Annotated in this window: 37 protein-coding genes; 35 read left to right on the forward strand and 2 right to left on the reverse strand. The window is 65.9% G+C overall.

Annotated features, from left to right (window positions below; genetic code table 11):
* Window positions 1-56: 56 nt before the first annotated feature.
* From ACNNMR_RS26615 to rplO, 27 genes are all read left to right on the forward strand, one after another.
* On the forward strand, window positions 57-3,956 hold the full coding sequence (locus ACNNMR_RS26615) for a DNA-directed RNA polymerase subunit beta' (RefSeq protein WP_419997201.1): 3,900 nt from the start codon (window positions 57-59) through the stop codon (window positions 3,954-3,956).
* Between the two features lie 173 nt (window positions 3,957-4,129).
* Entirely contained in the window at window positions 4,130-4,615 is a 486-nt protein-coding gene (locus ACNNMR_RS26620; protein WP_419997202.1) for a DUF1707 and DUF4190 domain-containing protein, read from the forward strand.
* Between the two features lie 237 nt (window positions 4,616-4,852).
* Window positions 4,853-5,224 carry a 30S ribosomal protein S12 gene (rpsL, locus tag ACNNMR_RS26625; RefSeq protein ID WP_003948652.1) on the forward strand — a complete coding sequence of 124 codons (372 nt, stop codon included), beginning with the start codon at window positions 4,853-4,855 and terminating at the stop codon, window positions 5,222-5,224.
* Window positions 5,225-5,226: 2 nt separating this feature from the next.
* Window positions 5,227-5,697 carry a 30S ribosomal protein S7 gene (gene rpsG, locus ACNNMR_RS26630; protein WP_419997203.1) on the forward strand — a complete coding sequence of 157 codons (471 nt, stop codon included), beginning with the start codon at window positions 5,227-5,229 and terminating at the stop codon, window positions 5,695-5,697.
* A 35-nt stretch (window positions 5,698-5,732) separates the two neighbouring features.
* Window positions 5,733-7,856, forward strand: a complete 2,124-nt coding sequence (fusA, locus tag ACNNMR_RS26635) for an elongation factor G (protein ID WP_419997204.1) — start codon at window positions 5,733-5,735, stop codon at window positions 7,854-7,856.
* Between the two features lie 160 nt (window positions 7,857-8,016).
* Window positions 8,017-9,210, forward strand: coding sequence for an elongation factor Tu (gene tuf / locus ACNNMR_RS26640; RefSeq protein ID WP_419997205.1), 1,194 nt, complete (start codon window positions 8,017-8,019; stop codon window positions 9,208-9,210).
* Window positions 9,211-9,604: 394 nt separating this feature from the next.
* Window positions 9,605-9,913 carry a 30S ribosomal protein S10 gene (rpsJ, locus tag ACNNMR_RS26645; protein WP_014054162.1) on the forward strand — a complete coding sequence of 103 codons (309 nt, stop codon included), beginning with the start codon at window positions 9,605-9,607 and terminating at the stop codon, window positions 9,911-9,913.
* A gap of 17 nt (window positions 9,914-9,930) precedes the next feature.
* Window positions 9,931-10,575 carry a 50S ribosomal protein L3 gene (gene rplC, locus ACNNMR_RS26650; protein WP_419997206.1) on the forward strand — a complete coding sequence of 215 codons (645 nt, stop codon included), beginning with the start codon at window positions 9,931-9,933 and terminating at the stop codon, window positions 10,573-10,575.
* Window positions 10,576-10,582: 7 nt separating this feature from the next.
* Window positions 10,583-11,260, forward strand: a complete 678-nt coding sequence (rplD, locus tag ACNNMR_RS26655) for a 50S ribosomal protein L4 (RefSeq protein ID WP_419997207.1) — start codon at window positions 10,583-10,585, stop codon at window positions 11,258-11,260.
* Complete coding sequence (rplW, locus tag ACNNMR_RS26660) at window positions 11,260-11,679, forward strand: 50S ribosomal protein L23 (RefSeq protein ID WP_419997208.1); 420 nt, start codon at window positions 11,260-11,262, stop codon at window positions 11,677-11,679. The genes rplD and rplW overlap by 1 nt, the downstream gene beginning before the upstream one ends.
* Before the next feature lie 39 nt (window positions 11,680-11,718).
* Window positions 11,719-12,555, forward strand: coding sequence for a 50S ribosomal protein L2 (gene rplB / locus ACNNMR_RS26665; protein WP_419997209.1), 837 nt, complete (start codon window positions 11,719-11,721; stop codon window positions 12,553-12,555).
* A 12-nt stretch (window positions 12,556-12,567) separates the two neighbouring features.
* Complete coding sequence (gene rpsS / locus ACNNMR_RS26670) at window positions 12,568-12,849, forward strand: 30S ribosomal protein S19 (protein ID WP_419997210.1); 282 nt, start codon at window positions 12,568-12,570, stop codon at window positions 12,847-12,849.
* A 43-nt stretch (window positions 12,850-12,892) separates the two neighbouring features.
* Window positions 12,893-13,240 carry a 50S ribosomal protein L22 gene (gene rplV, locus ACNNMR_RS26675; protein ID WP_419997211.1) on the forward strand — a complete coding sequence of 116 codons (348 nt, stop codon included), beginning with the start codon at window positions 12,893-12,895 and terminating at the stop codon, window positions 13,238-13,240.
* Window positions 13,240-14,088, forward strand: coding sequence for a 30S ribosomal protein S3 (gene rpsC / locus ACNNMR_RS26680; protein WP_419997212.1), 849 nt, complete (start codon window positions 13,240-13,242; stop codon window positions 14,086-14,088). The genes rplV and rpsC overlap by 1 nt, the downstream gene beginning before the upstream one ends.
* A gap of 5 nt (window positions 14,089-14,093) precedes the next feature.
* On the forward strand, window positions 14,094-14,513 hold the full coding sequence (gene rplP / locus ACNNMR_RS26685; protein ID WP_419997213.1) for a 50S ribosomal protein L16: 420 nt from the start codon (window positions 14,094-14,096) through the stop codon (window positions 14,511-14,513).
* On the forward strand, window positions 14,513-14,746 hold the full coding sequence (gene rpmC / locus ACNNMR_RS26690; RefSeq protein ID WP_419997214.1) for a 50S ribosomal protein L29: 234 nt from the start codon (window positions 14,513-14,515) through the stop codon (window positions 14,744-14,746). The genes rplP and rpmC overlap by 1 nt, the downstream gene beginning before the upstream one ends.
* Window positions 14,743-15,030, forward strand: coding sequence for a 30S ribosomal protein S17 (gene rpsQ / locus ACNNMR_RS26695; protein WP_419997215.1), 288 nt, complete (start codon window positions 14,743-14,745; stop codon window positions 15,028-15,030). The genes rpmC and rpsQ overlap by 4 nt, the downstream gene beginning before the upstream one ends.
* 125 nt (window positions 15,031-15,155) lie before the next feature.
* Window positions 15,156-15,524, forward strand: coding sequence for a 50S ribosomal protein L14 (gene rplN, locus ACNNMR_RS26700; RefSeq protein ID WP_419997216.1), 369 nt, complete (start codon window positions 15,156-15,158; stop codon window positions 15,522-15,524).
* Window positions 15,525-15,526: 2 nt separating this feature from the next.
* Window positions 15,527-15,850 (forward strand): 50S ribosomal protein L24, encoded by a 324-nt coding sequence (rplX, locus tag ACNNMR_RS26705; protein WP_419997217.1) that lies wholly within the window; start codon window positions 15,527-15,529, stop codon window positions 15,848-15,850.
* Complete coding sequence (gene rplE / locus ACNNMR_RS26710) at window positions 15,850-16,410, forward strand: 50S ribosomal protein L5 (RefSeq protein WP_419997218.1); 561 nt, start codon at window positions 15,850-15,852, stop codon at window positions 16,408-16,410. Before rplX ends, rplE begins: the two co-directional genes overlap by 1 nt.
* Before the next feature lie 2 nt (window positions 16,411-16,412).
* Window positions 16,413-16,598: a type Z 30S ribosomal protein S14 gene (locus ACNNMR_RS26715; RefSeq protein WP_165233919.1), complete on the forward strand. Its 186-nt coding sequence runs from the start codon at window positions 16,413-16,415 to the stop codon at window positions 16,596-16,598.
* Between the two features lie 138 nt (window positions 16,599-16,736).
* The gene (rpsH, locus tag ACNNMR_RS26720; RefSeq protein WP_165233913.1) at window positions 16,737-17,135 is read left to right on the forward strand and encodes a 30S ribosomal protein S8; all 399 of its coding nucleotides are present in this window, start codon (window positions 16,737-16,739) and stop codon (window positions 17,133-17,135) included.
* 22 nt (window positions 17,136-17,157) lie between these two features.
* The gene (gene rplF / locus ACNNMR_RS26725) at window positions 17,158-17,697 is read left to right on the forward strand and encodes a 50S ribosomal protein L6 (RefSeq protein WP_419997219.1); all 540 of its coding nucleotides are present in this window, start codon (window positions 17,158-17,160) and stop codon (window positions 17,695-17,697) included.
* 3 nt (window positions 17,698-17,700) lie between these two features.
* Window positions 17,701-18,084 carry a 50S ribosomal protein L18 gene (gene rplR, locus ACNNMR_RS26730; RefSeq protein ID WP_419997220.1) on the forward strand — a complete coding sequence of 128 codons (384 nt, stop codon included), beginning with the start codon at window positions 17,701-17,703 and terminating at the stop codon, window positions 18,082-18,084.
* A 14-nt stretch (window positions 18,085-18,098) separates the two neighbouring features.
* Window positions 18,099-18,704 (forward strand): 30S ribosomal protein S5, encoded by a 606-nt coding sequence (gene rpsE, locus ACNNMR_RS26735; protein ID WP_419997221.1) that lies wholly within the window; start codon window positions 18,099-18,101, stop codon window positions 18,702-18,704.
* Window positions 18,704-18,886, forward strand: a complete 183-nt coding sequence (rpmD, locus tag ACNNMR_RS26740; RefSeq protein ID WP_419997222.1) for a 50S ribosomal protein L30 — start codon at window positions 18,704-18,706, stop codon at window positions 18,884-18,886. Before rpsE ends, rpmD begins: the two co-directional genes overlap by 1 nt.
* Window position 18,887: 1 nt before the next feature.
* On the forward strand, window positions 18,888-19,352 hold the full coding sequence (rplO, locus tag ACNNMR_RS26745; RefSeq protein ID WP_419997223.1) for a 50S ribosomal protein L15: 465 nt from the start codon (window positions 18,888-18,890) through the stop codon (window positions 19,350-19,352).
* 84 nt (window positions 19,353-19,436) lie between these two features.
* On the opposite strand, the gene ACNNMR_RS26750 is transcribed toward rplO, so the two are convergent.
* Together ACNNMR_RS26750 and ACNNMR_RS26755 are read right to left on the reverse strand one after the other, a co-directional pair.
* Window positions 19,437-20,396 (reverse strand): hypothetical protein, encoded by a 960-nt coding sequence (locus tag ACNNMR_RS26750; RefSeq protein WP_419997224.1) that lies wholly within the window; start codon window positions 20,394-20,396, stop codon window positions 19,437-19,439.
* Between the two features lie 6 nt (window positions 20,397-20,402).
* Window positions 20,403-20,825, reverse strand: coding sequence for a hypothetical protein (locus ACNNMR_RS26755; RefSeq protein ID WP_419997225.1), 423 nt, complete (start codon window positions 20,823-20,825; stop codon window positions 20,403-20,405).
* 548 nt (window positions 20,826-21,373) lie between these two features.
* Between ACNNMR_RS26755 and secY the strand changes: the two genes are divergently transcribed.
* The 8 genes from secY (at window position 21,374) to rpsD (ending at window position 26,557) form a co-directional block, all read left to right on the forward strand.
* Window positions 21,374-22,687 (forward strand): preprotein translocase subunit SecY, encoded by a 1,314-nt coding sequence (secY, locus tag ACNNMR_RS26760; protein WP_419997226.1) that lies wholly within the window; start codon window positions 21,374-21,376, stop codon window positions 22,685-22,687.
* Window positions 22,687-23,337 (forward strand): adenylate kinase, encoded by a 651-nt coding sequence (locus ACNNMR_RS26765; RefSeq protein WP_419997227.1) that lies wholly within the window; start codon window positions 22,687-22,689, stop codon window positions 23,335-23,337. The genes secY and ACNNMR_RS26765 overlap by 1 nt, the downstream gene beginning before the upstream one ends.
* Window positions 23,338-23,458: 121 nt before the next feature.
* Entirely contained in the window at window positions 23,459-24,295 is an 837-nt protein-coding gene (map, locus tag ACNNMR_RS26770; protein WP_419997228.1) for a type I methionyl aminopeptidase, read from the forward strand.
* A gap of 150 nt (window positions 24,296-24,445) precedes the next feature.
* A complete protein-coding gene (gene infA, locus ACNNMR_RS26775; RefSeq protein WP_003948620.1) occupies window positions 24,446-24,667 on the forward strand; it encodes a translation initiation factor IF-1 in 222 nt (73 codons plus the stop codon).
* 57 nt (window positions 24,668-24,724) lie between these two features.
* Entirely contained in the window at window positions 24,725-24,838 is a 114-nt protein-coding gene (gene rpmJ / locus ACNNMR_RS26780) for a 50S ribosomal protein L36 (RefSeq protein WP_003956441.1), read from the forward strand.
* A 213-nt stretch (window positions 24,839-25,051) separates the two neighbouring features.
* Window positions 25,052-25,432, forward strand: coding sequence for a 30S ribosomal protein S13 (gene rpsM, locus ACNNMR_RS26785; RefSeq protein ID WP_165233885.1), 381 nt, complete (start codon window positions 25,052-25,054; stop codon window positions 25,430-25,432).
* Between the two features lie 63 nt (window positions 25,433-25,495).
* Window positions 25,496-25,900, forward strand: a complete 405-nt coding sequence (gene rpsK, locus ACNNMR_RS26790; RefSeq protein WP_165233882.1) for a 30S ribosomal protein S11 — start codon at window positions 25,496-25,498, stop codon at window positions 25,898-25,900.
* A gap of 30 nt (window positions 25,901-25,930) precedes the next feature.
* A complete protein-coding gene (gene rpsD, locus ACNNMR_RS26795; protein ID WP_419997229.1) occupies window positions 25,931-26,557 on the forward strand; it encodes a 30S ribosomal protein S4 in 627 nt (208 codons plus the stop codon).
* The last annotated feature ends 100 nt before the right edge of the window (window positions 26,558-26,657 follow it).

Consider the following 26,657-nt stretch of genomic DNA (forward strand, 5'->3'; position numbering starts at 1 on the left):
CCCCCGGACCCCGTTCAGACCATCTAGACACAACCCTGAGAGGGATTGACGACACAGTGCTCGACGTCAACTTCTTCGACGAGCTGCGGATCGGCCTTGCCACCGCGGACGACATCCGAACCTGGTCTCACGGCGAGGTAAAGAAGCCGGAGACGATCAACTACCGCACCCTCAAGCCGGAAAAGGACGGGCTCTTCTGCGAGAAGATCTTCGGTCCGACCCGGGACTGGGAGTGCTACTGCGGCAAGTACAAGCGTGTCCGCTTCAAGGGCATCATCTGTGAGCGGTGTGGCGTCGAGGTCACCCGCGCCAAGGTGCGCCGTGAGCGGATGGGCCACATTGAGCTGGCCGCGCCCGTCACGCACATCTGGTACTTCAAGGGCGTTCCGTCGCGCCTGGGCTACCTGCTCGACCTCGCCCCGAAGGACCTCGAGAAGGTCATCTACTTCGCCGCCTACATGATCACGTGGGTGGACGAGGAGCGCCGTACCCGCGATCTGCCGTCGCTGGAGGCCCAGGTCTCCGTCGAGCGCCAGCAGGTCGAGCAGCGCCGCGACGCTGACCTCGAGGCCCGCGCCAAGAAGGCCGAGACCGACCTGGCCGAGCTCGAGGCCGAGGGCGCCAAGGCCGACGTGCGCCGCAAGGTGCGCGAGGGCGGCGAGCGCGAGATGAAGCAGATCCGCGACCGCGCGCAGCGCGAGATCGACCGCCTCGACGAGGTGTGGGCCCGCTTCAAGAACCTCAAGGTCCAGGACCTCGAGGGCGACGAGCTGCTCTACCGCGAGTTGCGCGACCGCTTCGGCACCTACTTCTCCGGCGGCATGGGCGCCGCGGCGCTGCAGAAGCGCCTCGAGTCCTTCGACCTGGAGGAGGAGGCCGAGAAGCTCCGCGAGATCATCCGTACGGGCAAGGGCCAGAAGAAGACCCGCGCCCTGAAGCGGCTGAAGGTCGTCTCGGCCTTCCAGGCCACCACCAACAGCCCCATGGGCATGGTGCTGGACTGCGTGCCGGTCATCCCGCCGGACCTGCGTCCGATGGTGCAGCTGGACGGTGGCCGCTTCGCGACCTCCGACCTGAACGACCTGTACCGCCGCGTCATCAACCGCAACAACCGCCTGAAGCGGCTTCTCGACCTCGGCGCGCCCGAGATCATCGTGAACAACGAGAAGCGCATGCTCCAGGAGGCCGTGGACGCCCTCTTCGACAACGGTCGTCGCGGTCGCCCGGTCACCGGTCCCGGCAACCGGCCCCTGAAGTCCCTCAGCGACATGCTGAAGGGCAAGCAGGGTCGTTTCCGCCAGAACCTGCTCGGCAAGCGCGTCGACTACTCGGCCCGTTCCGTCATCGTCGTCGGCCCGCAGCTGAAGCTGCACCAGTGCGGTCTCCCGAAGGCCATGGCGCTGGAGCTCTTCAAGCCGTTCGTGATGAAGCGCCTGGTGGACCTGAACCACGCGCAGAACATCAAGAGCGCCAAGCGCATGGTCGAGCGCGGCCGCACGGTCGTGTACGACGTCCTGGAAGAGGTCATCGCGGAGCACCCGGTTCTGCTGAACCGTGCGCCCACGCTGCACCGCCTCGGCATCCAGGCCTTCGAGCCGCAGCTGGTCGAGGGCAAGGCCATTCAGATTCACCCGCTCGTCTGCACCGCGTTCAACGCGGACTTCGACGGTGACCAGATGGCCGTCCACCTGCCGCTCTCCGCGGAGGCGCAGGCCGAGGCGCGCATCCTGATGCTCTCCTCGAACAACATCCTCAAGCCCGCCGACGGCCGTCCGGTGACGATGCCGACGCAGGACATGGTCCTGGGTCTGTTCTTCCTCACCACGGACGAGGACGAGCGCGAGGTCAAGGGCGAGGGCCGGGCCTTCGGTTCGGTCGCCGAGGCGATCATGTCCTTCGACGCCGGCGAGCTGTCGCTCCAGGCGAAGATCGACATCCGCTTCCCGGTCGGCACCGTCCCGCCGCGCGGCTGGACCCCGCCGGTCGCCGAGGAGGGTGACGGCGAGTGGCAGCAGGGGGACCCGTTCCGCCTGACCACCACCCTCGGCCGGGCGCTGTTCAACGAACTGCTCCCCGAGGACTACCCGTTCGTCGACTACTCGGTCGGCAAGAAGCAGCTCTCCGAGATCGTCAACGACCTCGCCGAGCGCTACCCGAAGGTCATCGTGGCGGCGACGCTCGACAACCTGAAGGCGGCCGGCTTCTTCTGGGCCACCCGCTCCGGCGTCACCGTCGCCATCTCGGACGTCGTCGTCCCGGAGGCGAAGAAGGAGATCATCGCCGGGTACGAGGCCCAGGACGAGAAGATCCAGAAGCAGTACGAGCGCGGTCTGATCACGAAGGACGAGCGTTCGCAGGAGCTCATCGCCCTGTGGACCAAGGCGACCAACGAGGTCGCCGAGGCCATGAACGCCAACTTCCCGAAGACCAACCCGATCTTCATGATGGTGAACTCGGGTGCTCGCGGAAACATGATGCAGATGCGTCAGATCGCGGGTATGCGTGGTCTGGTGTCCAACGCCAAGAACGAGACCATCCCGCGGCCGATTAAGGCGTCGTTCCGCGAGGGCCTCTCCGTGCTGGAGTACTTCATCTCCACGCACGGCGCCCGTAAGGGCCTGGCGGACACCGCGCTGCGTACCGCCGACTCGGGTTACCTGACCCGTCGTCTGGTGGACGTCTCGCAGGACGTGATCATCCGCGAGGAGGACTGCGGCACCGAGCGCGGCCTCAAGCTGGAGTTCGCGTCCAAGGGCGAGGACGGCGTGCTGCGCAAGGCCGAGGACGCCGAGACCAGCGTGTACGCGCGCTGCCTCGCCGAGGACATCGTCGTGGACGGGAAGGTGCTGGCCCCGGCCGGTACGGACCTGGGCGACGTGCTCATCGACGAGCTGGTCAAGCACGGCGTCTCCACGGTCAAGACCCGCTCGGTCCTGACCTGCGAGTCCGCCGTCGGCACCTGCGCGATGTGCTACGGCCGTTCGCTGGCCACCGGCAAGCTGGTCGACATCGGTGAGGCGGTCGGCATTATCGCCGCCCAGTCCATCGGTGAGCCCGGCACCCAGCTGACGATGCGTACCTTCCACACCGGTGGTGTGGCGGGCGACGACATCACCCAGGGTCTGCCGCGTGTCGTCGAGCTCTTCGAGGCCCGTACCCCGAAGGGTGTGGCGCCGATCTCGGAGGCCGCAGGCCGGGTCCGTATCGAGGAGACGGAGAAGACGAAGAAGCTCGTCGTCACTCCGGACGACGGCTCCGACGAGACCGCCTTCCCCATCTCCAAGCGCTCCAAGGTGCTGGTGAAGGAGGGCGACCACGTCGAGGTCGGCGAGGCGCTCACCGCCGGTGCGATCAACCCGCACGACGTCCTGCGCATCCAGGGCCAGCGGGCCGTCCAGGTCCACCTGGTCGGCGAGGTGCAGAAGGTCTACAACTCGCAGGGTGTGTCGATCCACGACAAGCACATCGAGATCATCATCCGGCAGATGCTGCGCCGCGTGACGATCATCGAGTCCGGCGACGCGGAGCTGCTGCCGGGCGAGCTCGTCGAGCGCACCAAGTTCGAGGGCGAGAACCGTCGCGTGGTGGCGGACGGCGGCCACCCGGCCTCCGGCCGTCCGCAGCTGATGGGTATCACCAAGGCCTCGCTGGCCACGGAGTCCTGGCTGTCGGCCGCCTCCTTCCAGGAGACGACCCGAGTCCTGACGGACGCGGCGATCAACGCCAAGTCCGACAGCCTCATCGGCCTCAAGGAGAACGTGATCATCGGTAAGCTCATCCCGGCCGGTACGGGCCTGTCCCGCTACCGCAACATCCGGGTGGAGCCCACCGAGGAGGCGAAGGCCGCGATGTACTCGACCGTCGGCTACGACGAGATCGACTACTCGCCCTTCGGCACCGGCTCCGGCCAGGCGGTCCCGCTGGAGGACTACGACTACGGTCCGTACAACCAGTAGGACGCGTCCGATACGCCTCGCAGGGCGGTCTTCCCGTACGGGAGGGCCGCCCTGCGGTGTATTGGTGCGGGAACTCGGCGTGAGCGCCGTGCGTCAAGCACAATGGGGTACGTAGGTGTGGGGAGGTGCTTGCTTTGTCCATGCAGCCGTGGGATCAGGGGCGTCCGCCCACCATGCGCGTGTCTCATGCGGACCGCGAGCGGGCGGTTGACGTGCTGAAGGCCGGCTTCGCGGAAGGGCGGCTCACCCAGCCGGAGTATGAGTCGCGGATGTCGCGGGCGTACAAATCACAGACTTACGGCGAGCTGCACCTGCTCGTAGGAGATCTGCCACAGGGCATTCACCATCCGCAGACGCCGCGGGTCGGCTTCGGCCCGCCCATGCCGCCTGCCGTCCCGCAGACCTTCCTGCCCACCCCGGCGCCGCCGACGAACAGCTCGGCGGTGGCCTCGCTGGTGTGCGGGGCGCTGGTGCCGATGGTGGGCATCACCTGCATTCCCGCGGTGATCCTCGGCCATAAGGCGCGGGCCGAGATCAAGCGCACGGGGGAGGGCGGCGACGGGATGGCCGTGGCCGGCATGGTGATCGGCTATCTGGCGATCGGCACGGTCGCCTTCATCCTGATGATCGTCGCGATGGTGGCGTCTTCGGGGGCGTAAGGCCTTGTTTTGACCGGAGCGAATGCTATAGGTAGGCTCTGACCTTGTGCCTGGGGTGTCCCCGGGTTCCCGTGTGCGCGGAAGTCTCTGCCACACAGGAGCACATTCCCCTGCTGCGAAGCAAAGCGCGCGGGAGATTTCCAGGGCTTGCGACACACCCGACCGCGTGGGTCGGGGACGGTCGCAGGAACCCCAGGTTAGAAGTATCGAGATCGGCACACAGAAACCGGAGAAGTAGTGCCTACGATCCAGCAGCTGGTCCGTAAGGGCCGGCAGGACAAGGTCGAGAAGAACAAGACGCCCGCGCTCGAGGGTTCGCCCCAGCGCCGCGGCGTCTGCACGCGTGTCTTCACCACCACCCCGAAGAAGCCGAACTCGGCGCTGCGGAAGGTCGCGCGTGTGCGTCTGACCTCCGGCATCGAGGTCACCGCTTACATCCCGGGTGAGGGCCACAACCTGCAGGAGCACTCCATCGTGCTCGTGCGCGGTGGCCGTGTGAAGGACCTGCCGGGTGTTCGCTACAAGATCATCCGCGGTTCCCTGGACACGCAGGGCGTCAAGAACCGTAAGCAGGCTCGCAGCCGCTACGGCGCCAAGAAGGAGAAGTAAGAATGCCTCGTAAGGGCCCCGCCCCGAAGCGCCCGGTCATCATCGACCCGGTCTACAACTCCCCCCTGGTGACGTCCCTCATCAACAAGGTGCTGCTGCACGGCAAGCGCTCCACCGCCGAGCGCATCGTGTACGGCGCCATGGAGGGCCTGCGCGAGAAGACCGGCAATGACCCGGTCATCACGCTCAAGCGCGCCCTGGAGAACGTCAAGCCGGCCATCGAGGTCAAGTCCCGCCGTGTCGGTGGCGCGACCTACCAGGTCCCGGTCGAGGTCAAGCCCGGCCGTTCCTCGACGCTGGCGCTGCGCTGGCTCGTGGGCTACTCGCGCGCCCGTCGCGAGAAGACCATGACCGAGCGCCTCATGAACGAGCTGCTGGACGCCTCGAACGGCCTGGGCGCCTCCGTCAAGCGACGCGAGGACACCCACAAGATGGCCGAGGCGAACAAGGCGTTCGCGCACTACCGCTGGTAGTCGACCCCCGTTAACGAGAGAGAAGACTGAGCCAAATGGCCACCACTTCTGTTGACCTGGCCAAGGTCCGCAACATCGGGATCATGGCCCACATCGACGCGGGCAAGACGACGACCACCGAGCGGATCCTGTACTACACCGGTGTGTCGTACAAGATCGGTGAGGTCCACGATGGCGCTGCCACCATGGACTGGATGGCGCAGGAGCAGGAGCGCGGCATCACGATCACGTCTGCCGCGACGACCTGCCACTGGCCCCTGAACGACATCGATCACACCATCAACATCATCGACACCCCCGGGCACGTCGACTTCACGGTCGAGGTGGAGCGCTCGCTGCGCGTCCTGGACGGTGCCGTGACGGTGTTCGACGGTGTCGCCGGTGTGGAGCCGCAGTCCGAGACGGTGTGGCGTCAGGCGGACCGCTACGGCGTTCCGCGTATCTGCTTCGTCAACAAGCTCGACCGTACCGGCGCGGAGTTCCACCGCTGCGTCGACATGATCGAGGACCGTCTGGGCGCGCAGCCGCTGGTCATGCAGCTGCCGATCGGCACCGAGATGGACTTCAAGGGTGTCGTCGACCTCGTCACCATGAAGGCCTTCGTCTGGTCCGCCGACACCAAGCTCGGTGAGGCGTACGACATCGTCGAGATCCCGGACACGCACCTCGAGGCCGCCGCCGAGTACCGCGGCAAGCTCCTCGAGGCCGTGGCCGAGAACGACGAGGAGATGATGGAGCTGTACCTCGAGGGCCAGGAGCCCACCGAGGACCAGCTGTACGCGGCCATCCGCCGCGTGACCATCGCCTCCGGCCGTACCACCGAGGGCACCACGGTGACCCCGGTGTTCTGCGGCACCGCGTTCAAGAACAAGGGCGTGCAGCCCCTGCTCGACGCGGTCGTGCGCTACCTGCCGTCGCCGCTGGACGTCGACGCGATCGAGGGCCACGCGGTCAATGACCCGGAAGAGGTCATCGTCCGCAAGCCGTCCGAGGAAGAGCCGATGTCGGCTCTCGCCTTCAAGATCGCTGCCGACCCGCACCTGGGCAAGCTCACCTTCATCCGCGTGTACTCGGGCCGCCTCACCGCGGGCACCCAGGTGCAGAACTCGGTGAAGGGCAAGAAGGAGCGCATCGGCAAGATCTACCGCATGCACGCGAACAAGCGTGAGGAGATCGAGTCGGTGGGTGCCGGCGACATCGTCGCCGTCATGGGCCTGAAGCAGACCACCACCGGTGAGACGCTCTGCGACCCGTCGAACCCCGTCATCCTGGAGTCCATGGACTTCCCGGCCCCGGTGATCCAGGTCGCCATCGAGCCGAAGTCCAAGGGCGACCAGGAGAAGCTGGGCACGGCGATCCAGCGCCTCGCCGAGGAGGACCCGTCCTTCAAGGTGCACACCGACGAGGAGACCGGCCAGACGATCATCGCCGGCATGGGCGAGCTTCACCTGGACGTCCTCGTCGACCGCATGAAGCGCGAGTTCAAGGTGGAGGCGAACGTCGGTAAGCCGCAGGTGGCCTACCGCGAGACCCTCCGCAAGCCGGTCGAGAAGCACGAGTACACGCACAAGAAGCAGACCGGTGGTTCCGGTCAGTTCGCGCGCGTGATCATCGCCCTTGAGCCGCTTGAGGGCGACGGCTACGAGTTCGTGAACAAGGTCACCGGTGGCCGCATCCCCCGGGAGTACATCCCCTCGGTGGACGCGGGCTCGCAGGAGGCCATGGAGTTCGGCGTGCTCGCCGGCTACCCGCTCACGGGTGTCCGCGTCACGCTGCTCGACGGCGCGTACCACGAGGTCGACTCGTCCGAGATGGCCTTCAAGATCGCCGGTTCGATGGCCTTCAAGGAGGCCGCCCGCAAGGCCTCCCCGGCCCTGCTCGAGCCGATGATGAAGGTCGAGGTCACCACGCCCGAGGACTACATGGGCGATGTGATCGGCGACATCAACTCGCGGCGCGGTCAGATCCAGTCCATGGAGGACCGCGGTGGCGCCAAGCTGGTCACCGGCCTGGTTCCGCTGTCCGAGATGTTTGGCTACGTGGGCGACCTGCGCAGCAAGACCTCCGGTCGCGCGAGCTACTCCATGCAGTTCGACTCCTACGCCGAGGTCCCCAAGGCCGTGGCAGAGGAGATCATCGCGAAGGCCAAGGGCGAGTAACCCGTAGGCTGTAGCACAAAGGGCTTACGGGTCATCCCGTCGCATATCAGCCGGTATCCTCCGGAGGTGTGCGGCGGGGCCCCGGGGGCCGCCCCCCAAGCAAAAGTTCACCTGGCGCCGATGAGTAAAGGCGTACAGAACCACTCCACAGGAGGATCCCGTGGCGAAGGCGAAGTTCGAGCGGACTAAGCCGCACGTCAACATCGGCACCATCGGTCACATCGACCACGGTAAGACCACTCTTACCGCTGCGATCACCAAGGTGCTGCACGACGCGTACCCCGACCTGAACGAGGCCTCGGCCTTCGACATGATCGACAAGGCGCCGGAAGAGCGCCAGCGTGGTATCACCATTTCCATCGCGCACGTCGAGTACCAGACCGAGTCGCGTCACTACGCGCACGTCGACTGCCCCGGTCACGCGGACTACATCAAGAACATGATCACCGGTGCCGCCCAGATGGACGGCGCGATCCTGGTGGTCGCCGCGACCGACGGCCCGATGCCGCAGACCAAGGAGCACGTGCTCCTGGCCCGCCAGGTCGGCGTGCCGTACATCGTTGTCGCCCTGAACAAGGCCGACATGGTGGACGACGAGGAGATCCTGGAGCTCGTCGAGCTCGAGGTCCGCGAGCTGCTCTCCGAGTACGAGTTCCCCGGCGACGACGTTCCGGTCGTCAAGGTCTCCGCGCTGAAGGCCCTCGAGGGCGACAAGGAGTGGGGTGAGTCCGTCCTCAACCTGATGAAGGCCGTCGACGAGTCCATCCCGCAGCCCGAGCGCGACGTCGACAAGCCGTTCCTGATGCCGATCGAGGACGTCTTCACGATCACCGGTCGTGGCACCGTCGTCACCGGTCGTATCGAGCGCGGCATCCTCAAGGTGAACGAGACCGTGGACATCATCGGCATCAAGCCGGAGAAGACCACCACCACGGTCACGGGCATCGAGATGTTCCGCAAGCTGCTCGACGAGGGCCAGGCCGGTGAGAACGTCGGTCTGCTGCTCCGCGGCATCAAGCGCGAGGACGTCGAGCGCGGCCAGGTCATCATCAAGCCCGGTTCGGTCACCCCGCACACCGAGTTCGAGGCCCAGGCCTACATCCTGTCGAAGGACGAGGGTGGCCGTCACACCCCGTTCTTCAACAACTACCGTCCGCAGTTCTACTTCCGCACCACCGACGTGACCGGCGTCGTGACCCTCCCCGAGGGCACCGAGATGGTCATGCCGGGCGACAACACTGAGATGACCGTTGAGCTCATCCAGCCCGTCGCGATGGAAGAGGGCCTGAAGTTCGCCATCCGTGAGGGTGGCCGGACCGTGGGCGCCGGCCAGGTCACCAAGATCACCAAGTGACCTGAGCAATCGCTCTGCCGAGCGGCCCTGTCCCGGTTTCCGGGGCGGGGCCGCTCGCGTTTTATGTGACCTCTCGCACACGGTGCGAGCTGGACAAACCCCTCGATTGGCGCCCGCCGCGTGGCGTATGGCAGACTGTCCTGGTTGCTCGGTTGTGTAGCCGATGCTGCGCGCCTCCCGCCGGGAGGACTGGAAGCGAGTCCCAGGTATTCGTCGCCTCTCATCAGGGGCGGAAGTACGGGAATCTTCCGGGAAGCGTATGCGGGGCGCCAACCACGGCACTCCCTCCAGCAGGAAAACTCCGCAGCTTATTGCGGGAAGCGTTACGACACGCCCGACCGCGTGGGTCGGAGGGAAGCCAGAGCGTATGAGAGAACAGGACTGCTGAGAAGCCATGGCGGGACAGAAGATCCGCATCCGGCTCAAGGCCTACGACCACGAGGTCATCGACTCCTCGGCGAAGAAGATCGTCGAGACGGTGACCCGTACTGGTGCGTCGGTCGCGGGCCCGGTGCCGCTGCCCACTGAGAAGAACGTGTACTGCGTCATCAAGTCGCCGCACAAGTACAAGGACGCGCGCGAGCACTTCGAGATGCGCACCCACAAGCGCCTCATCGACATCCTCGACCCGACCCCCAAGACCGTTGACTCTCTGATGCGACTCGACCTCCCGGCCGGTGTCGACATCGAGATCAAGCTCTGAAGGCCGGTGATCTGAGAATGGCTAAGCAGATCAAGGGCCTCCTGGGCGAGAAGCTCGGCATGACGCAGGTCTGGGACGACAACAACCGCATCGTGCCGGTGACCGTCGTCAAGGCCGGCCCGTGTGTCGTCACCCAGGTGCGCACCAACGACCAGGACGGTTACGACTCCGTCCAGATCGCGTTCGGCGAGATCGACCCGCGCAAGGTGAACAAGCCCCTCAAGGGCCACTTCGCCAAGGCCGACGTCACCCCCCGCCGCCACCTCGTCGAGGTCCGCACCCCGGACTCCTCCGAGTACACCCTCGGCCAGGAGCTCACCGCGGAGACCTTCGAGTCCGGCGTCAAGGTCGACGTCACCGGCAAGAGCAAGGGCAAGGGCTTCGCCGGCGTCATGAAGCGCCACGGCTTCCACGGCGGCAAGGCGTCCCACGGTGCCCACCGCGTGCACCGCAAGCCCGGTTCGATCGGTGGCTGCGCCACCCCGGGCCGCGTCTTCAAGGGCATGCGCATGGCCGGCCGGATGGGCAACGAGCGCGTGACCACCCAGAACCTGACCGTTCACGCCGTTGACGCGGAGAAGGGCCTGCTGCTCATCAAGGGCGCGGTTCCTGGTCCGAACGGCGGCCTCGTCCTGGTCCGTACCGCGGCCAAGGGGGCCTGAGGTAACGATGAGCACCATTGACATCCTTTCGCCGGCAGGCGACAAGGCCGGTAGCGTCGAGCTCCCCGCGGAGATCTTCGACGCCAAGGTCAGCATTCCGCTGATCCACCAGGTCGTCGTCGCACAGCTGGCCGCTGCCCGCCAGGGCACGCACAAGACCAAGACCCGCGGCGAGGTCCGAGGCGGCGGCAAGAAGCCGTACCGCCAGAAGGGCACCGGCCGCGCCCGTCAGGGTTCGGTCCGCGCTCCGCAGTTCGCCGGTGGTGGCGTCGTGCACGGTCCCGTGCCGCGCGACTACTCGCAGCGGACGCCCAAGAAGATGAAGGCCGCCGCCCTGCGCGCCGCCCTCACCGACCGGGCCCGCAACAACCGGATTCACGTCGTCACCGGCGTGATCGAGGGTGAGACGCCGTCCACCAAGGCCGCCAAGGCCCTGCTGGCCAAGGTCAGCGAGCGCAAGAACGTGCTCCTGGTCGTGGACCGGGCCGACGAGGCCGCGGTGTTCTCCGCCCGCAACCTGCCCCAGGTGCACATCCTGGAGCCGGGTCAGCTGAACACCTACGACGTGCTCGTCTCCGATGACGTGGTCTTCACCCAGGCCGCCTTCGAAGCCTTCGTGGCCGGTCCGGCCAAGGCCGGCAAGGCCGTCGCGAGCGAGAGCGAGCTCGAAGGGAGCGAGGCCTGATGGCTACGCGTCACCCGAGCATCGCCTCGAAGGCCGCCAAGGCCGCCAAGGCTGCTCGTAAGGCCAAGGCCGCGCGGCACGCCGCCGAGGGCAAGGCCACTGTCGAGACCCCGGTCAGCAAGTCCTTCACGGACCTCCGTGACGTGCTGCTGAAGCCGGTCGTCTCCGAGAAGAGCTACGCGCTGCTCGACGACAACAAGTACACCTTCATCGTCGACCCGCGTGCCAACAAGACCCAGATCAAGCAGGCCGTCGAGACGGTCTTCACGGTCAAGGTCACCGGGGTCAACACGATCAACCGGCAGGGCAAGCGCAAGCGCACCCGCACCGGTTTCGGCAAGCGCGCGGACACCAAGCGCGCCATCGTGACCCTCGCTGAAGGCGACCGCATCGACATCTTCGGCGGTCCGGTCTCCTAACGGAGACGGGATCGTCCGGATACGGACGAGGACTGAGAAATGGGAATCCGCAAGTACAAGCCGACGACCCCGGGCCGTCGTGGCTCTTCGGTCGCCGACTTCGTCGAGGTCACGCGGTCCACGCCGGAGAAGTCGCTGGTTCGCCCGCTGCACAGCAAGGGCGGCCGTAACAACGCCGGTCGTGTGACTGCCCGCCACCAGGGCGGTGGCCACAAGCGCGCCTTCCGCGTGATCGACTTCCGTCGTCACGACAAGGACGGCGTGCCGGCCAAGGTCGCGCACATCGAGTACGACCCGAACCGCACCGCTCGTATCGCCCTGCTGCACTACGCGGACGGCGAGAAGCGCTACATCCTGGCTCCGGCCGGGCTGGCGCAGGGCGCCCGCGTCGAGAACGGCCCCACGGCCGACATCAAGCCGGGCAACAACCTGCAGCTGCGCAACATCCCGGTGGGTACGACCATCCACGCCATCGAGCTGCGGCCCGGCGGCGGCGCGAAGTTCGCCCGCTCCGCGGGTGCCTCCGTGCAGCTGCTGGCGAAGGAGGGCCAGATGGCCCACCTGCGTATGCCGTCCGGCGAGATCCGGCTGGTCGACGTGCGCTGCCGCGCCACCGTCGGCGAGGTCGGCAACGCCGAGCAGTCGAACATCAACTGGGGTAAGGCCGGCCGCATGCGCTGGAAGGGCGTCCGCCCGACCGTGCGTGGTGTCGTGATGAACCCCGTCGACCACCCCCACGGTGGTGGTGAGGGTCGTACCTCGGGTGGTCGCCACCCGGTGTCGCCCTGGGGTCAGAAGGAGGGTCGTACTCGGTCGCCGAAGAAGGCGTCCAACAAGTACATCGTCCGCCGCCGCAAGACGAACAAGAAGCGCTAGGAGCGGGTTTAGATGCCGCGCAGTCTCAAGAAGGGGCCCTTCGTCGACGACCACCTTTCCAAGAAGGTGGACGTGCAGAACGAAGCAGGCACCAAGAACGTCATCAAGACCTGGTCCCGCCGCTCGATGATCGTCCCGGCGATGCTGGGTCACACCATCGCGGTGCACGACGGCCGTAAGCACGTCCCGGTGTTCGTCACTGAGTCGATGGTCGGCCACAAGCTCGGCGAGTTTGCGCCGACCCGCACCTTCCGCGGCCACGTCAAGGACGACCGCAAGTCGAAGCGTCGCTGACGAGCGGGGTGCGAAGACTATGACTAATTCCGAAGGGACAACCATGGAAGCCATGGCACGGGCGCGGTACATCCGCGTCACGCCCATGAAGGCCCGCCGGGTGGTGGACCTTATCCGTGGCATGGACGCCACGGAGGCTCAGGCGGTCCTGCGTTTCGCCCCGCAGGCCGCGAGCGTGCCGGTCGGCAAGGTGCTGGACAGCGCCATTGCCAACGCCGCCCACAACTACGAGATGACCGACGTCGACGACCTCTTCATCAAGGAGGCGTACGTCGACGAGGGTCCGACCCTGAAGCGGTTCCGGCCGCGTGCCCAGGGCCGGGCCTACCGGATCCGCAAGCGGACCAGCCACATCACCGTGGTTCTCGGCAGCAAGGAAGGAACCCGGTAATGGGCCAGAAGGTAAACCCGCACGGGTTCCGGCTCGGTGTCACCACCGACTTCAAGTCGCGTTGGTACGCCGACAAGCTGTACAAGGACTACGTCAAGGAAGACGTCGCCATCCGTCGCATGATGACGAAGGGCATGGAGCGCGCCGGCATCTCGAAGGTGGAGATCGAGCGCACCCGTGACCGCGTCCGCGTGGACATCCACACTGCCCGGCCGGGCATCGTCATCGGCCGTCGCGGTGCGGAGGCCGACCGTATCCGTGGCGAGCTGGAGAAGCTCACCGGCAAGCAGGTGCAGCTGAACATCCTCGAGGTCAAGAACCCCGAGACCGATGCTCAGCTGGTCGCGCAGGCCGTCGCCGAGCAGCTCTCCTCCCGCGTCTCCTTCCGTCGGGCCATGCGCAAGAGCATGCAGTCCGCCATGAAGGCCGGCGCGAAGGGCATCAAGATCCAGTGCGGCGGGCGTCTCGGCGGTGCCGAGATGTCGCGCTCGGAGTTCTACCGCGAGGGCCGCGTGCCCCTGCACACGCTCCGCGCGAACGTCGACTACGGCTTCTTCGAGGCCCGTACGACCTTCGGCCGCATCGGCGTGAAGGTCTGGATCTACAAGGGCGACGTCAAGAACATCGCCGAGGTCCGCGCCGAGAACGCTGCCGCCCGTGCGGGTAACCGCCCGGCCCGCGGTGGCAACGACCGTCCGGGCGGCCGTGGTGGCGGCCGGGGCGGCGAGCGCGGTGGCCGCGGCGGCCGTCGTCCGCAGCAGCAGCAGTCGGCTCCGGCTGCCGAGGCCCCCAAGGCCGAGGCTCCCGCCGCCGCCCCCGCTGCTGAGAGCACCGGAACGGAGGCCTGACCGACATGCTGATCCCTAGGCGGGTCAAGCACCGCAAGCAGCACCACCCGGGACGCTCGGGCATGGCCAAGGGTGGCACCGAGCTCGCTTTCGGCGAGTACGGCATCCAGGCGCTGACCCCGGCGTACGTGACGAACCGGCAGATCGAGGCAGCTCGTATCGCCATGACGCGTCACATCAAGCGTGGCGGCAAGGTCTGGATCAACATCTACCCGGACCGCCCGCTCACGAAGAAGCCTGCCGAGACCCGCATGGGTTCCGGTAAGGGTTCGCCGGAGTGGTGGGTTGCGAACGTGAAGCCCGGACGCGTGATGTTCGAGCTGTCCTACCCGAATGAGAAGACTGCGCGTGAGGCGCTCACCCGCGCCGCTCACAAGCTTCCGATGAAGTGCCGCATTGTCCGGCGCGAAGGCGGTGACGTCTGATGGCTGCCGGTACGAAGCCGAGTGAGCTGCGCCAGCTGAACGACGAGGACCTCGTCGGCAAGCTGCGTGAGTCCAAGGAAGAGCTGTTCAACCTCCGCTTCCAGGCGGCGACCGGGCAGCTGGAAAACCACGGCCGGCTGAAGGCCGTCCGCAAGGACATCGCCCGGATCTACACCCTCATGCGCGAGCGCGAGCTGGGCATCGAGACGGTGGAGAGCGAGAGCGCCTCATGAGCGAGAACACTGTGACTGAAGAGAAGACCGAGGCCCGTGGCTTCCGCAAGACCCGTGAGGGTCTGGTCGTCAGCGACAAGATGGACAAGACCGTCGTCGTCGCCGTCGAGGACCGCGTGAAGCACGCTCTGTACGGCAAGGTCATCCGCCGTACGAACAAGCTCAAGGCGCACGACGAGCAGAACGCCGCGGGTGTCGGCGACCGTGTCCTCATCATGGAGACCCGGCCGCTGTCCGCGACGAAGCGCTGGCGCGTCGTCGAGATCCTCGAGAAGGCCAAGTAATTCCCGAAGGGAATTCAGAGAAACAGCATTCCTGAGGGCATTCCCTCAGGTTCGTTCCGCCAGGCTCGGCAGGGTTCCGGTAACGGAACCCTGCCGGGAACCGGCAGACAATCCAGGAGATAGACGTGATCCAGCAGGAGTCGCGGCTCAAGGTCGCCGACAACACCGGTGCGAAGGAAATCCTTTGCATCCGTGTTCTCGGTGGCTCCGGCCGTCGCTACGCGGGCATCGGTGACGTCATCGTCGCCACCGTCAAGGATGCGATCCCCGGTGGCAACGTGAAGAAGGGCGACATCGTCAAGGCCGTCATCGTGCGCGCCGTGAAGGAGCGCCGGCGTCCCGACGGTTCGTACATCCGCTTCGACGAGAACGCCGCCGTCATTCTGAAGACTGACGGCGACCCCCGTGGCACCCGTATCTTCGGCCCGGTCGGCCGTGAGCTGCGCGAGAAGAAGTTCATGAAGATCATCTCGCTCGCGCCGGAGGTGCTGTAAGCATGAAGATCAAGAAGGGCGACCTGGTTCAGGTCATCACCGGCAAGGACCGCGGCAAGCAGGGCAAGGTCATTCAGGCCTACCCCCGCGACGAGCGCGTCCTGGTCGAGGGTGTCAACCGGGTCAAGAAGCACACCAAGGCCGGCCAGACCGCCCGCGGTTCGAAGACCGGCGGCATCATCACCACCGAGGCCCCGATCCACGTCTCCAACGTCCAGCTGGTCGTGGAGAAGGACGGGAACAAGGTCGTGACCCGTGTCGGCTACCGCTTCGACGACGAGGGCAACAAGGTTCGCGTTGCCAAGCGGACGGGTGAGGACATCTGATGACTGCCACCACCAACGCGCCGCGCCTCAAGCAGCGCTACCGCGACGACATCGCCGGCAAGCTGAAGGACGAGTTCTCGTACGAGAACGTCATGCAGATCCCCGGCCTGACCAAGATCGTGGTCAACATGGGTGTGGGCGACGCCGCCCGCGACTCCAAGCTGATCGACGGTGCCATCAAGGACCTCGCCACGATCACCGGCCAGAAGCCGTCCGTCACCAAGGCCCGGAAGTCCATCGCGCAGTTCAAGCTGCGTGAGGGTCAGCCGATCGGTGCCCACGTCACCCTCCGCGGTGACCGCATGTGGGAGTTCCTGGACCGGCTGCTGTCGCTGGCGCTGCCGCGCATCCGCGACTTCCGCGGCCTGTCGCCGAAGCAGTTCGACGGCCGTGGCAACTACACCTTCGGTCTCACGGAGCAGGTCATGTTCCACGAGATCGACCAGGACAAGATCGACCGTACGCGGGGCATGGACATCACCGTGGTTACTACGGCGACCAATGACGACGAGGGTCGTGCTCTGCTTCGTCACCTCGGCTTCCCGTTCAAGGAGAACTGACCGTGGCGAAGAAGGCTCTGATCGCTAAGGCCAACCGCAAGCCCAAGTTTGGTGTGCGTGGCTACACGCGCTGCCAGCGCTGCGGCCGGCCGCACTCCGTGTACCGCAAGTTCGGCCTGTGCCGTGTCTGCCTTCGTGAGATGGCGCACCGCGGCGAGCTGCCGGGCGTGACCAAGAGCTCCTGGTAAGCACTTTCGCTTACTAGTAGTTCTCGGCAAAGACCGAACTACTACGCCGTAGGTCCCCCGCACCACACCCGCCCCTGATTGAAGGGGAGAGGGACGGAGCACCGGGAAACCGCGGCGAGAGAGGCCGAAGGCCATCACATGACCATGACCGATCCGATCGCAGACATGCTGACCCGTCTGCGGAACGCTAACTCGGCGTACCACGACACCGTCGCCATGCCGCACAGCAAGATCAAGTCGCACATCGCGGAAATCCTCCAGCAGGAGGGTTACATCACCGGCTACCGCACCGAGGACGCCGAGGTCGGCAAGAACCTCATCCTCGAGCTGAAGTTCGGCCCGAACCGTGAGCGCTCGATCGCCGGCATCAAGCGGATTTCGAAGCCGGGTCTGCGGGTCTACGCAAAGTCCACCAACCTGCCCCGCGTGCTGGGCGGCCTGGGCGTGGCGATCATCTCCACGTCCCACGGTCTCCTCACCGGTCAGCAGGCGCAGAAGAAGGGCGTGGGTGGGGAAGTCCTCGCCTACGTCTGGTAACCAGGGAACGGAGGAAATAGCAATGTCGCGTATTGGCAAGCTGCCCGTTCAGGTTCCCGCCGGTGTGGACGTCACCATCGATGGCCGTACGGTCGCGGTGAAGGGCCCCAAGGGCTCCCTCTCGCACACCGTCGCAGCGCCCATCGACGTCGCCAAGGGTGAGAACGGCGAGATCGTCGTCTCCCGCCCGAACGACGAGCGCAAGAACAAGGCCCTCCACGGCCTGTCCCGCACGCTGGTGGCGAACATGGTCACCGGCGTGACCCAGGGCTACGTCAAGAAGCTCGAGATCAGCGGCGTCGGCTACCGCGTGCTGGCGAAGGGCTCCAACCTGGAGTTCTCGCTGGGGTACAGCCACCCGATCCTCATCGAGGCCCCCGAGGGCATCACCTTCAAGGTCGAGAACCCGACGCACTTCAGCGTCGAGGGCATCGACAAGCAGAAGGTCGGCGAGGTCGCCGCGAACATCCGCAAGCTGCGCAAGCCCGACCCGTACAAGGCCAAGGGCGTCAAGTACGAGGGCGAAGTCATCCGCCGCAAGGTCGGAAAGGCTGGTAAGTAAGCCATGACATACGGTGTGAAGATCGCCAAGGGTGACGCGTACAAGCGTGCCGCCACGAAGCGCCGTCACATCCGGGTCCGTAAGAAGGTCTCGGGTACGGCGGAGCGTCCGCGCCTCGTCGTGACGCGCTCGAACCGCCACATGGTGGCGCAGGTCATCGACGACATCAAGGGCCACACGCTGGCCTCGGCGTCGTCGCTGGACACGTCCATCCGTGGCGCCGAGGGCGACAAGAGCGCTCAGGCCAAGGCCGTCGGCGCGCTGGTCGCCGAGCGGGCGAAGACGGCGGGCGTTGAGGCCGTCGTGTTCGACCGCGGTGGCAACAAGTACGCCGGGCGCATCGCTGCTCTGGCCGACGCGGCCCGCGAAGCCGGGCTCAAGTTCTGAGAGAGGGTAGACCAATGGCTGGACCCCAGCGCCGCGGTGGCGGCGCCGGCGGCGGCGAGCGGCGGGACCGGAAGGGCCGTGACGGTGGCAACGCTGCTGCCGACAAGACCGCATACGTTGAGCGCGTTGTCGCGATCAACCGTGTCGCCAAGGTTGTGAAGGGTGGTCGTCGCTTCAGCTTCACTGCGCTGGTCGTAGTGGGCGATGGTGACGGCACCGTGGGTGTCGGATACGGCAAGGCCAAGGAGGTGCCGGCCGCCATCGCCAAGGGCGTTGAGCAGGCCAAGCGCAACTTCTTCAAGGTCCCCCGCATCCAGGGCACCATTCCGCACCCGATCCAGGGTGAGGAGGCCGCGGGTGTCGTGCTGCTCAAGCCGGCTTCTCCGGGTACCGGTGTTATCGCCGGTGGTCCGGTGCGCGCCGTGCTGGAGTGCGCGGGCATCCACGACGTTCTGTCGAAGTCGCTCGGCTCCTCGAACCCGATCAACATCGTGCACGCCACGGTGGCCGCTCTGAAGGGCCTGCAGCGCCCCGAGGAGATCGCCGCCCGCCGTGGCCTGCCGCTGGAGGACGTTGCTCCCGCCGCTCTGCTGCGGGCGCGGGCTGGGGTGAACGCGTAATGGCGCAGCTCAAGATCACCCAGACCAAGTCCTACATCGGGAGCAAGCAGAACCACCGGGAGACGCTCCGTACGCTCGGCCTGCGCCGGCTGCACGACAGCGTCGTCCGTGAGGACTCTCCCGTGGTGCGCGGACAGGTCAAGTCCGTCCGCCACCTCGTGAGCGTCGAGGAGGTCGACTGAGATGGCTGACTCCAACGAGAGCAAGCCGCTGAAGGTCCACAACCTCCGTCCGGCCCCGGGCGCCAAGACCGCCAAGACCCGTGTGGGTCGTGGTGAGGCGTCGAAGGGTAAGACGGCCGGTCGTGGTACCAAGGGCACCAAGGCCCGCTACCAGGTTCCGGAGCGCTTCGAGGGCGGGCAGATGCCCCTCCACATGCGTCTCCCGAAGCTGAAGGGCTTCACCAACCCGTTCCGCACCGAGTACCAGGTCGTGAACCTGGACAAGCTCGTCTCCCTCTACCCCGAGGGTGGCGAGGTCACCGTGGCCGACCTGGTCGCCAAGGGTGCCGTGCGCAAGAACAGCCTCGTCAAGGTCCTGGGCCAGGGCGAGGTCACCGTGGCGCTGACCGTGACCGTCGACAAGGTCTCGGGCTCCGCCAAGGAGAAGATCGCTGCCGCCGGCGGCTCCGTCACGGAGCTTGTCTGACGCGCAGTTCGCATCATGTGATGGCCCGGTGCCGCGCTCGTCCTGAGCGTGGCACCGGGCCATCGGCGTGTCATGGCACGGGCGCTATTGCTTCAGTGCCGTGGCGGAGTTACGTACCCAACGGGTCTTGAGCTCCCGCAGTCGGTCCATCTTGGCGGGGTGCTGCTTGATGTACCGCTGCTCGTAGGCGGATTGAACGCCTGCCGATACACCGAGATAGTTCACGGCTCGCTTGCACCGCATGTCGGCGCGGGCGACAGAGCGCTCGATTCTGCTGGCCGTCGCGCCCTGCCAGCGCGGATCATTTACGGCTTCGGCCGGTGTCCCGTACTTCTTGATCCCCTTGCGTGACATGCATTTCGACCACTTGTCCATGACCTTCACGATCCTGGAATCGTGCTGCATTTGCATGGCCAGGGCCTGGCGGATCACGCTGATATAGGATTCGAGAAGTCCGCGCGGCGGAACGTTGGACGTGCGCTTGATCTCAATGCCGGATTCCGAGAATTTCTTCGGCGGCTGGGCGCCTTCGGAAATGACCGTGCCGGCTTCACCCAGGCAGCCGTCTTTCGGCACCGTGGACCCGTGGAAGGAATCGACCCTTCCTTCGAGCAGATCCTTTTGGGTTCTGGATGCCCGTCGATCCCAGTCCGCGTCGGAGTCGCGCTGCTCTTCCTCCGACGGGTGGTAACCGCGCTTCTTGGCGGCGGAATCCGAGAAGATAAGAAACTCGGGCAGATTTGACGGCGGGGCGGTCTCCGCCGCTGCCTTCATGGGATTCTTTACGAAGCCCAGTCGGCGCAGGCATCGGTTGACGAGCTCCACCTCGGCGTGCTGCAGCTTCAGGTCTTCCGCGGTGCTGGGGCCGTAGGCGTCCAGCGGGCGTGGTACGGATCCGTCGACCAGGCGCGGAGCCTCGACGGATGCGACCGCGGGTTCGGGGGAGCGCTGGGCTTCGCCCTGGGGGCCGGGTGGCTCGCCCCCCGAGCATCCCAGCAGGCCGGCGCACGCCGCCGCGGCGAGGACTGCTCGGGGGGCACGCATGCCCGCTCAGCACTCCCGCTTGCGGTAGGAAGAGGCCACGTCGTCCCAATAGGCCAGGGCCGGCCCGCTCAGGTTCCCTTCGGTGCCGCGGGAAATCTTGAGGGGTTCGCCCCGGAAACCCACATTGACGTAGAAGGCGAAGTACTTGCAGGACGTGCCCCGCCCGGCCTTCCAGGACGAGATGCGGTCGCTGAGATTGTCCCCGGTGTTGATGAACTCCTGGCCATGGAAGTTCCCCTCGGGCTCGCCGAGGTCGTAGTAGCCCTTGCTCTTGTGGCGCCCCCACTGCTGGTACACGCAGATCTCACTGGTGGCGCAGTGGCCGTTTCCCTTTTGGGCTGCGTTCGCTGAAGGGGCGACGCCGATGCCGATTCCGGCAACTGTCGCAAATGCGGCTGCCACGACGGTGAACTGGCGTGTTTTGCGCATAGCTGAACCTTCCGTTGAGAGCACATGGCGGTGGAACTCAGGGAAGGAAGTCCATAGATTGCGCACCATGGAATCCCCCGTTGCGCGAGCTGCGTCGGGCCGGGTCGGATGTGGTCGGCGTCCGACTTGGGTTTTCGGTCTGGTCCTGACCGAATGCCTGTTCACGCAACTTCGCCATATCGAACACGAGCGATCACTGAGCGTCAAGTAAATGTTACGCAAAGTGGAATTGGTTGATCCAGTTGTATGGCGAGCGAAGTGCGGCGAATGTTGATTTCGGTCCATATGACTGGGCGTAAGTGGTCGCGTCGCGGGTCCCGCGCGGCCCGGCCGGCGCCCCGTGCCGTCGGAGGCCGGGAGCGGTGAGGAGTTGGAGTCGCGGCATACCTTGATCGTGATTCCGGCAGCTTGCCAAGCCAGGTAAGGTAGCGTGCGCCGCCGCCACCGTCTGCGCTCGAGCGTGCCCTACGCTCGGTCCGTACAGGTGGCCTACAAACCTTCGAGACCCGTATCCCCTCGCGCAGCCGCCGAGGGGCGCAGGAGGCACCGTGCTCACCGCGTTCGCCCGGGCGTTTCAGACTCCCGACCTGCGCAAGAAGCTGCTCTTCGTGCTGGGCATCATCGTCGTCTACCGGCTCGGTGCGCATGTGCCGCTCCCAGGCGTCAGCTACGAGGCCGTCAACACGTGCATGAAGGAGGCCAGCAGCCAGCAGGGGCTGTTCGGGCTCGTCAACATGTTCAGCGGTGGCGCGCTGCTGCAGCTCACCATCTTCGCGCTCGGGATCATGCCGTACATCACGGCGAGCATCATCCTGCAGCTGCTGACCGTCGTCATTCCCCGGCTGGAACAGCTGAAGAAGGAAGGGCAGTCAGGCACCGCGAAGATCACGCAGTACACCCGCTACCTGACGGTCGCGCTCGCGATCCTCCAGGGCACCGGCCTGGTGGCCACCGCGCGCAGCGGCTCGCTCTTCCCGCGGTGCACCGTCAACAGCGAAATCATCCCGAACGACTCCATCTTCGTCGTGATCACGATGGTCATCACGATGACCGCCGGCTGTGCCGTGATCATGTGGTTCGGTGAGCTCATCACCGACCGCGGCATCGGCAACGGCATGTCGATGATGATGTTCGTGTCGATCGCCGCCGGCTTCCCGGGCTCGCTGTGGGCCATCAAGAAGGGCGGCGAGATCATGGACGGCTGGGGCGAGTTCGCGATCGTCATCGCGCTCGGCCTGGCGATGGTCGGCCTTGTCGTCTTCGTGGAGCAGGCGCAGCGGCGCATTCCCGTGCAGTACGCGAAGCGCCAGATCGGCCGGCGTTCGTACGGCGGTACGTCCACCTACATCCCGCTGAAGGTGAATCAGGCGGGTGTGATTCCCGTCATCTTCGCGTCGTCCTTGCTCTACATCCCGGCGCTCATCGTTCAGTTCACGAACTCGCAGGCCGGCTGGGCCCAGTGGATTTCGCGGAACTTCGTCAAGGGCGACCACCCGTACTACATCATCACGTACTTCCTCCTCATCGTGTTCTTCGCGTTCTTCTACGTGGCCATCACGTTCAACCCCGAGGAAGTCGCGGACAACATGAAGAAGTATGGTGGCTTCATCCCGGGCATCCGGGCTGGGCGACCGACGGCGGAGTACCTCAGCTATGTGCTCAACCGGATCACGTGGCCGGGAGCGATGTATCTGGGGCTCATTGCGCTGGTGCCAACGGTGGCGCTAGTGATGTTCAACGCCAACCAGAACTTCCCGTTCGGTGGCACGAGCATCCTGATCATCGTGGGTGTCGGTCTTGAGACTGTGAAGCAGATTGAGAGTCAGCTTCAGCAGCGCAATTACGAAGGGTTCCTCCGCTGATGCGAATCGTCCTCGTCGGGCCGCCCGGTGCGGGCAAGGGCACGCAGGCCGCGTACCTTGCCAAGAACCTGTCGATCCCGCACATCTCCACCGGCGATCTGTTCCGCGCGAACATCAGCCAGGAGACGGAGCTCGGGCTCGAGGCCAAGTCGTACATGGACGCGGGCCAGCTCGTACCCGACGAGATCACGATCGGCATGGCGAAGGACCGCATGGAGCAGCCGGACGCCGAGAACGGCTTCCTGCTGGACGGCTTCCCGCGGAATGTCTCGCAGGCGGTGGCGCTGGACGAGATGCTGCAGACCGAGTCGATGAACTTGGATGCGGTGCTGGACCTGGAGGTCCCCGAGGAAGAGGTCGTCAAGCGGATCGCCGGCCGGCGGATCTGCCGTAACGACTCTTCCCACGTCTTCCACGTCGAGTACAGCGCGCCCAAGACCGAGGGCGTCTGCGACACGTGCGGCGGCGAGCTCTACCAGCGCGACGACGACTCCGAGGACACCGTCCGGCGCCGGCTCGAGGTCTATCACCAGCAGACCGAGCCGATCATCGATTACTACAAGGCGCAGGGCCTGGTCACCACCATCTCCGCGATGGGCCCGGTGGCCGAGGTCACACAGCGGGCCATGGACGCGCTGCCGCAGCGCTAGCGCCCTGCGGGCAAGCTCCGCCGACTCGTCCCTCCGGTTCGGTCCGGGGCCTTCCGCCCCGTATCGTGGAGGGGCGAGTTTCATTTAGTGGCAGTTTTGTACGCAGGAGGCGGCGGACGGCATGGTCGAGATCAAGACCCCGGAGCAGATCGCGAAGATGCGCGAGGCCGGGCTCGTCGTGGCTGCCATGCACAAGGCCTGCGCCGAAGCGGCGGTGCCGGGTGCCTCGACCAAGGACCTCGACGAGATCGCGGCAAAGGTGCTCGCCGAGCACAATGCCAAGCCGAATTTCCTCGGGTACGGCGGCTTTCCCGGCAATATCTGCACCTCCGTGAACGACGTCGTCGTGCACGGCATCCCGGACCGGGAGACCGTGCTGAAGTCCGGCGACATCATCTCCATCGACGCCGGCGCGATCATCGACGGCTGGCATGGTGACGCGGCTCTCACCGTCTTTGTCGGTACGGGCCATGCGCCCGAGCTGATCGAGCTCAGCCGGGTCACGGAGGAATCCATGTGGGCCGGTCTTGCCGCGGTCCGTAAAGGTGCCCGGCTGGTGGACGTGTCCAAGGCCATCGAGGGCTATATCCGGCGGCAGCCGCGGCCGGCCTCCGGCAAATACGGGATCATCGAGGACTACGGCGGCCATGGCATCGGCTCGCAGATGCACATGGAGCCGCATCTGCTGAACTACGTCGAGCGGCGCCGCGGCAAGGGCCCGAAGCTGATCCCCGGCTTCTGCCTCGCGATCGAGCCGATGGTGAGCCTCGGCACACCGAAGACCCACGTCCTCGAGGACGAGTGGACGGTGAAGACCAACGACGGCACGTGGTCGTCCCACTGGGAGCACTCCGTCGCCCTGACCGAGGACGGACCGCTGGTCCTGACCGCCCCGGACGGCGGCAAGGCGAAGCTCGCGGAGCTGGGCATCACGGCCGCTCCGGACCCGCTGGCGTAACTCCCGCATAATGATCTTGATCCTCGGGCAGAATCTCGATTTCGCCTTTTCATGCGGCGTGGCTTAGACTGGCTCGTCGGTCCATGTGTGTGCTCAGGCGCCCGCACGGACCACCCCAGGTAGCCAATCCGGAAGGTGTAGCACTCAGGTATGGCCAAAAAACAAGGGGCCATCGAGATCGAGGGCACCGTCGTCGAGTCTCTGCCGAACGCCATGTTCAAGGTGGAGCTCCAGAACGGGCACCAGGTCCTCGCGCACATCAGCGGCAAGATGCGGATGCACTACATCCGTATCCTTCCCGACGACCGGGTCGTGGTGGAGCTCTCTCCGTACGACCTGACGCGCGGACGGATCGTCTACCGCTACAAGTAGATCTTGCTCCACCCCGCTCCCGTGGGGTGGGCACTGACCCGGAGGACCTCCGAACCAATGAAGGTCAAGCCGAGCGTCAAGAAGATCTGCGACAAGTGCAAGGTGATCCGCCGTCACGGCCGGGTCATGGTCATCTGCGACAACCTGCGCCACAAGCAGCGCCAGGGCTGACGCACGCCGACCTGCATCTCATCGCAGACTCTTCGCGCGACGCATAAGCGAATACGACAGATACGCAGACACCCGACCCCCACAGATCGCTTGTGTGGGACGACACCCCCGGCTCGGAGGCTGGGGACCCGACTCGTAAGGCTCCAGCTCAAGGATTTTTACGGGAATGGTGCTGCGTCAGACCTCCGACATAGCAATCAGGAGCCACATCCCATGGCACGCGTTGCAGGTGTCGACATCCCGCGCGAAAAGCGCGTGGAGGTCGCCCTCACCTACGTCTTCGGCATTGGGCGCACCCTCTCCCAGAAGACCCTCGCCGCCACCGGCGTGAACCCGGACACCCGGGTCCGCGACCTGGCGGAGGAGGACCTCGTCAAGATCCGCGATTACGTGGACAACCAGCTGCAGGTCGAGGGTGACCTTCGCCGCGAGATCCAGGCCGACATCCGCCGCAAGGTCGAGATCGGCTGCTACCAGGGTCTCCGCCACCGTCGCGGCCTGCCGGTCCACGGCCAGCGCACCTCGACGAACGCTCGCACCCGCAAGGGCCCGCGTCGCGCGATCGCCGGCAAGAAGAAGCCGGGCAAGAAGTAGTCCACAGCAGCGGTCCCACTTTGCTGTTGTAGGACCGACCACCTCCACGGGAGTTAATACCGAATGCCTCCGAAGAGCCGTACGGCCGGCGCCAAGAAGGTGCGCCGCAAGGAGAAGAAGAACGTCGCTCACGGGCACGCCCACATCAAGAGCACGTTCAACAACACGATCATCTCGATCACCGACCCGACCGGGAACGTGATCAGCTGGGCCTCGGCCGGGCACGTGGGCTTCAAGGGCTCGCGTAAGTCCACGCCGTTCGCCGCGCAGATGGCCGCCGAGTCTGCCGCCCGCCGGGCGCAGGAGCACGGCATGCGCAAGGTCGACGTCTTCGTCAAGGGTCCCGGCTCCGGCCGCGAGACCGCGATCCGCTCCCTCCAGGCCACCGGCCTCGAGGTGGGTTCGATCCAGGACGTCACGCCCACCCCGCACAACGGATGCCGCCCGCCCAAGCGCCGCCGCGTCTGACGACCCAGCTGAAGTAGGAGAGTAAAGACAATGGCGCGTTACACCGGGGCCGACTGCAAGCGTTGCCGTCGGGAGAAGCAGAAGCTCTTCCTCAAGGGGAGCAAGTGCGAGAGCGCAAAGTGCCCGATCGAGATCCGTCCTTACCCCCCGGGTGAGCACGGTCGCGGGCGCACCAAGGACTCCGAGTACCTGCTGCAGAAGCGCGAGAAGCAGAAGTGCGCGCGCATCTACGGCATTCTCGAGAAGCAGTTCCGCGGGTACTACAACGAGGCCAACCGGCAGTCCGGCAAGACCGGTGAGAACCTGCTGCGCATCCTCGAGTCCCGTCTCGACAACGTGGTTTACCGGGCCGGCTTCGCCAAGTCCCGCGACCACGCCCGTCAGCTGGTCCGGCACGGCCACATCCAGGTGAACGGTCGCAAGACCGACATCCCCTCGGCCCGTGTCGTACCGAGCGACATCATCGAGGTCCGCGACGGCTCGAAGAACCTGACCCCCTTCCAGGTGGCGCAGGGCGAGGCCGGCGACAAGACCGTTCCGGCGTGGCTCGAGGCCATCCCCGGTTCGCTCCGGATCCTCGTGCACTCCCTGCCCGAGCGCCAGGTGATCGACACCCAGGTGCAGGAGCAGCTGATCGTTGAGCTCTACTCGAAGTAGTAGTACTAGGTAGAGCCTGCGGGTATTAGGGATACGGGCGGGGGCGTGCGATCAGCACGGCCTCGCCCGTATCCTTGCAGTGTCTAGGGCGTCAAATAGC

The sequence above is a fragment of the Streptomyces boninensis genome, from assembly GCF_048572725.1.
GTDB classification, from domain to species: domain Bacteria; phylum Actinomycetota; class Actinomycetes; order Streptomycetales; family Streptomycetaceae; genus Streptomyces; species Streptomyces boninensis.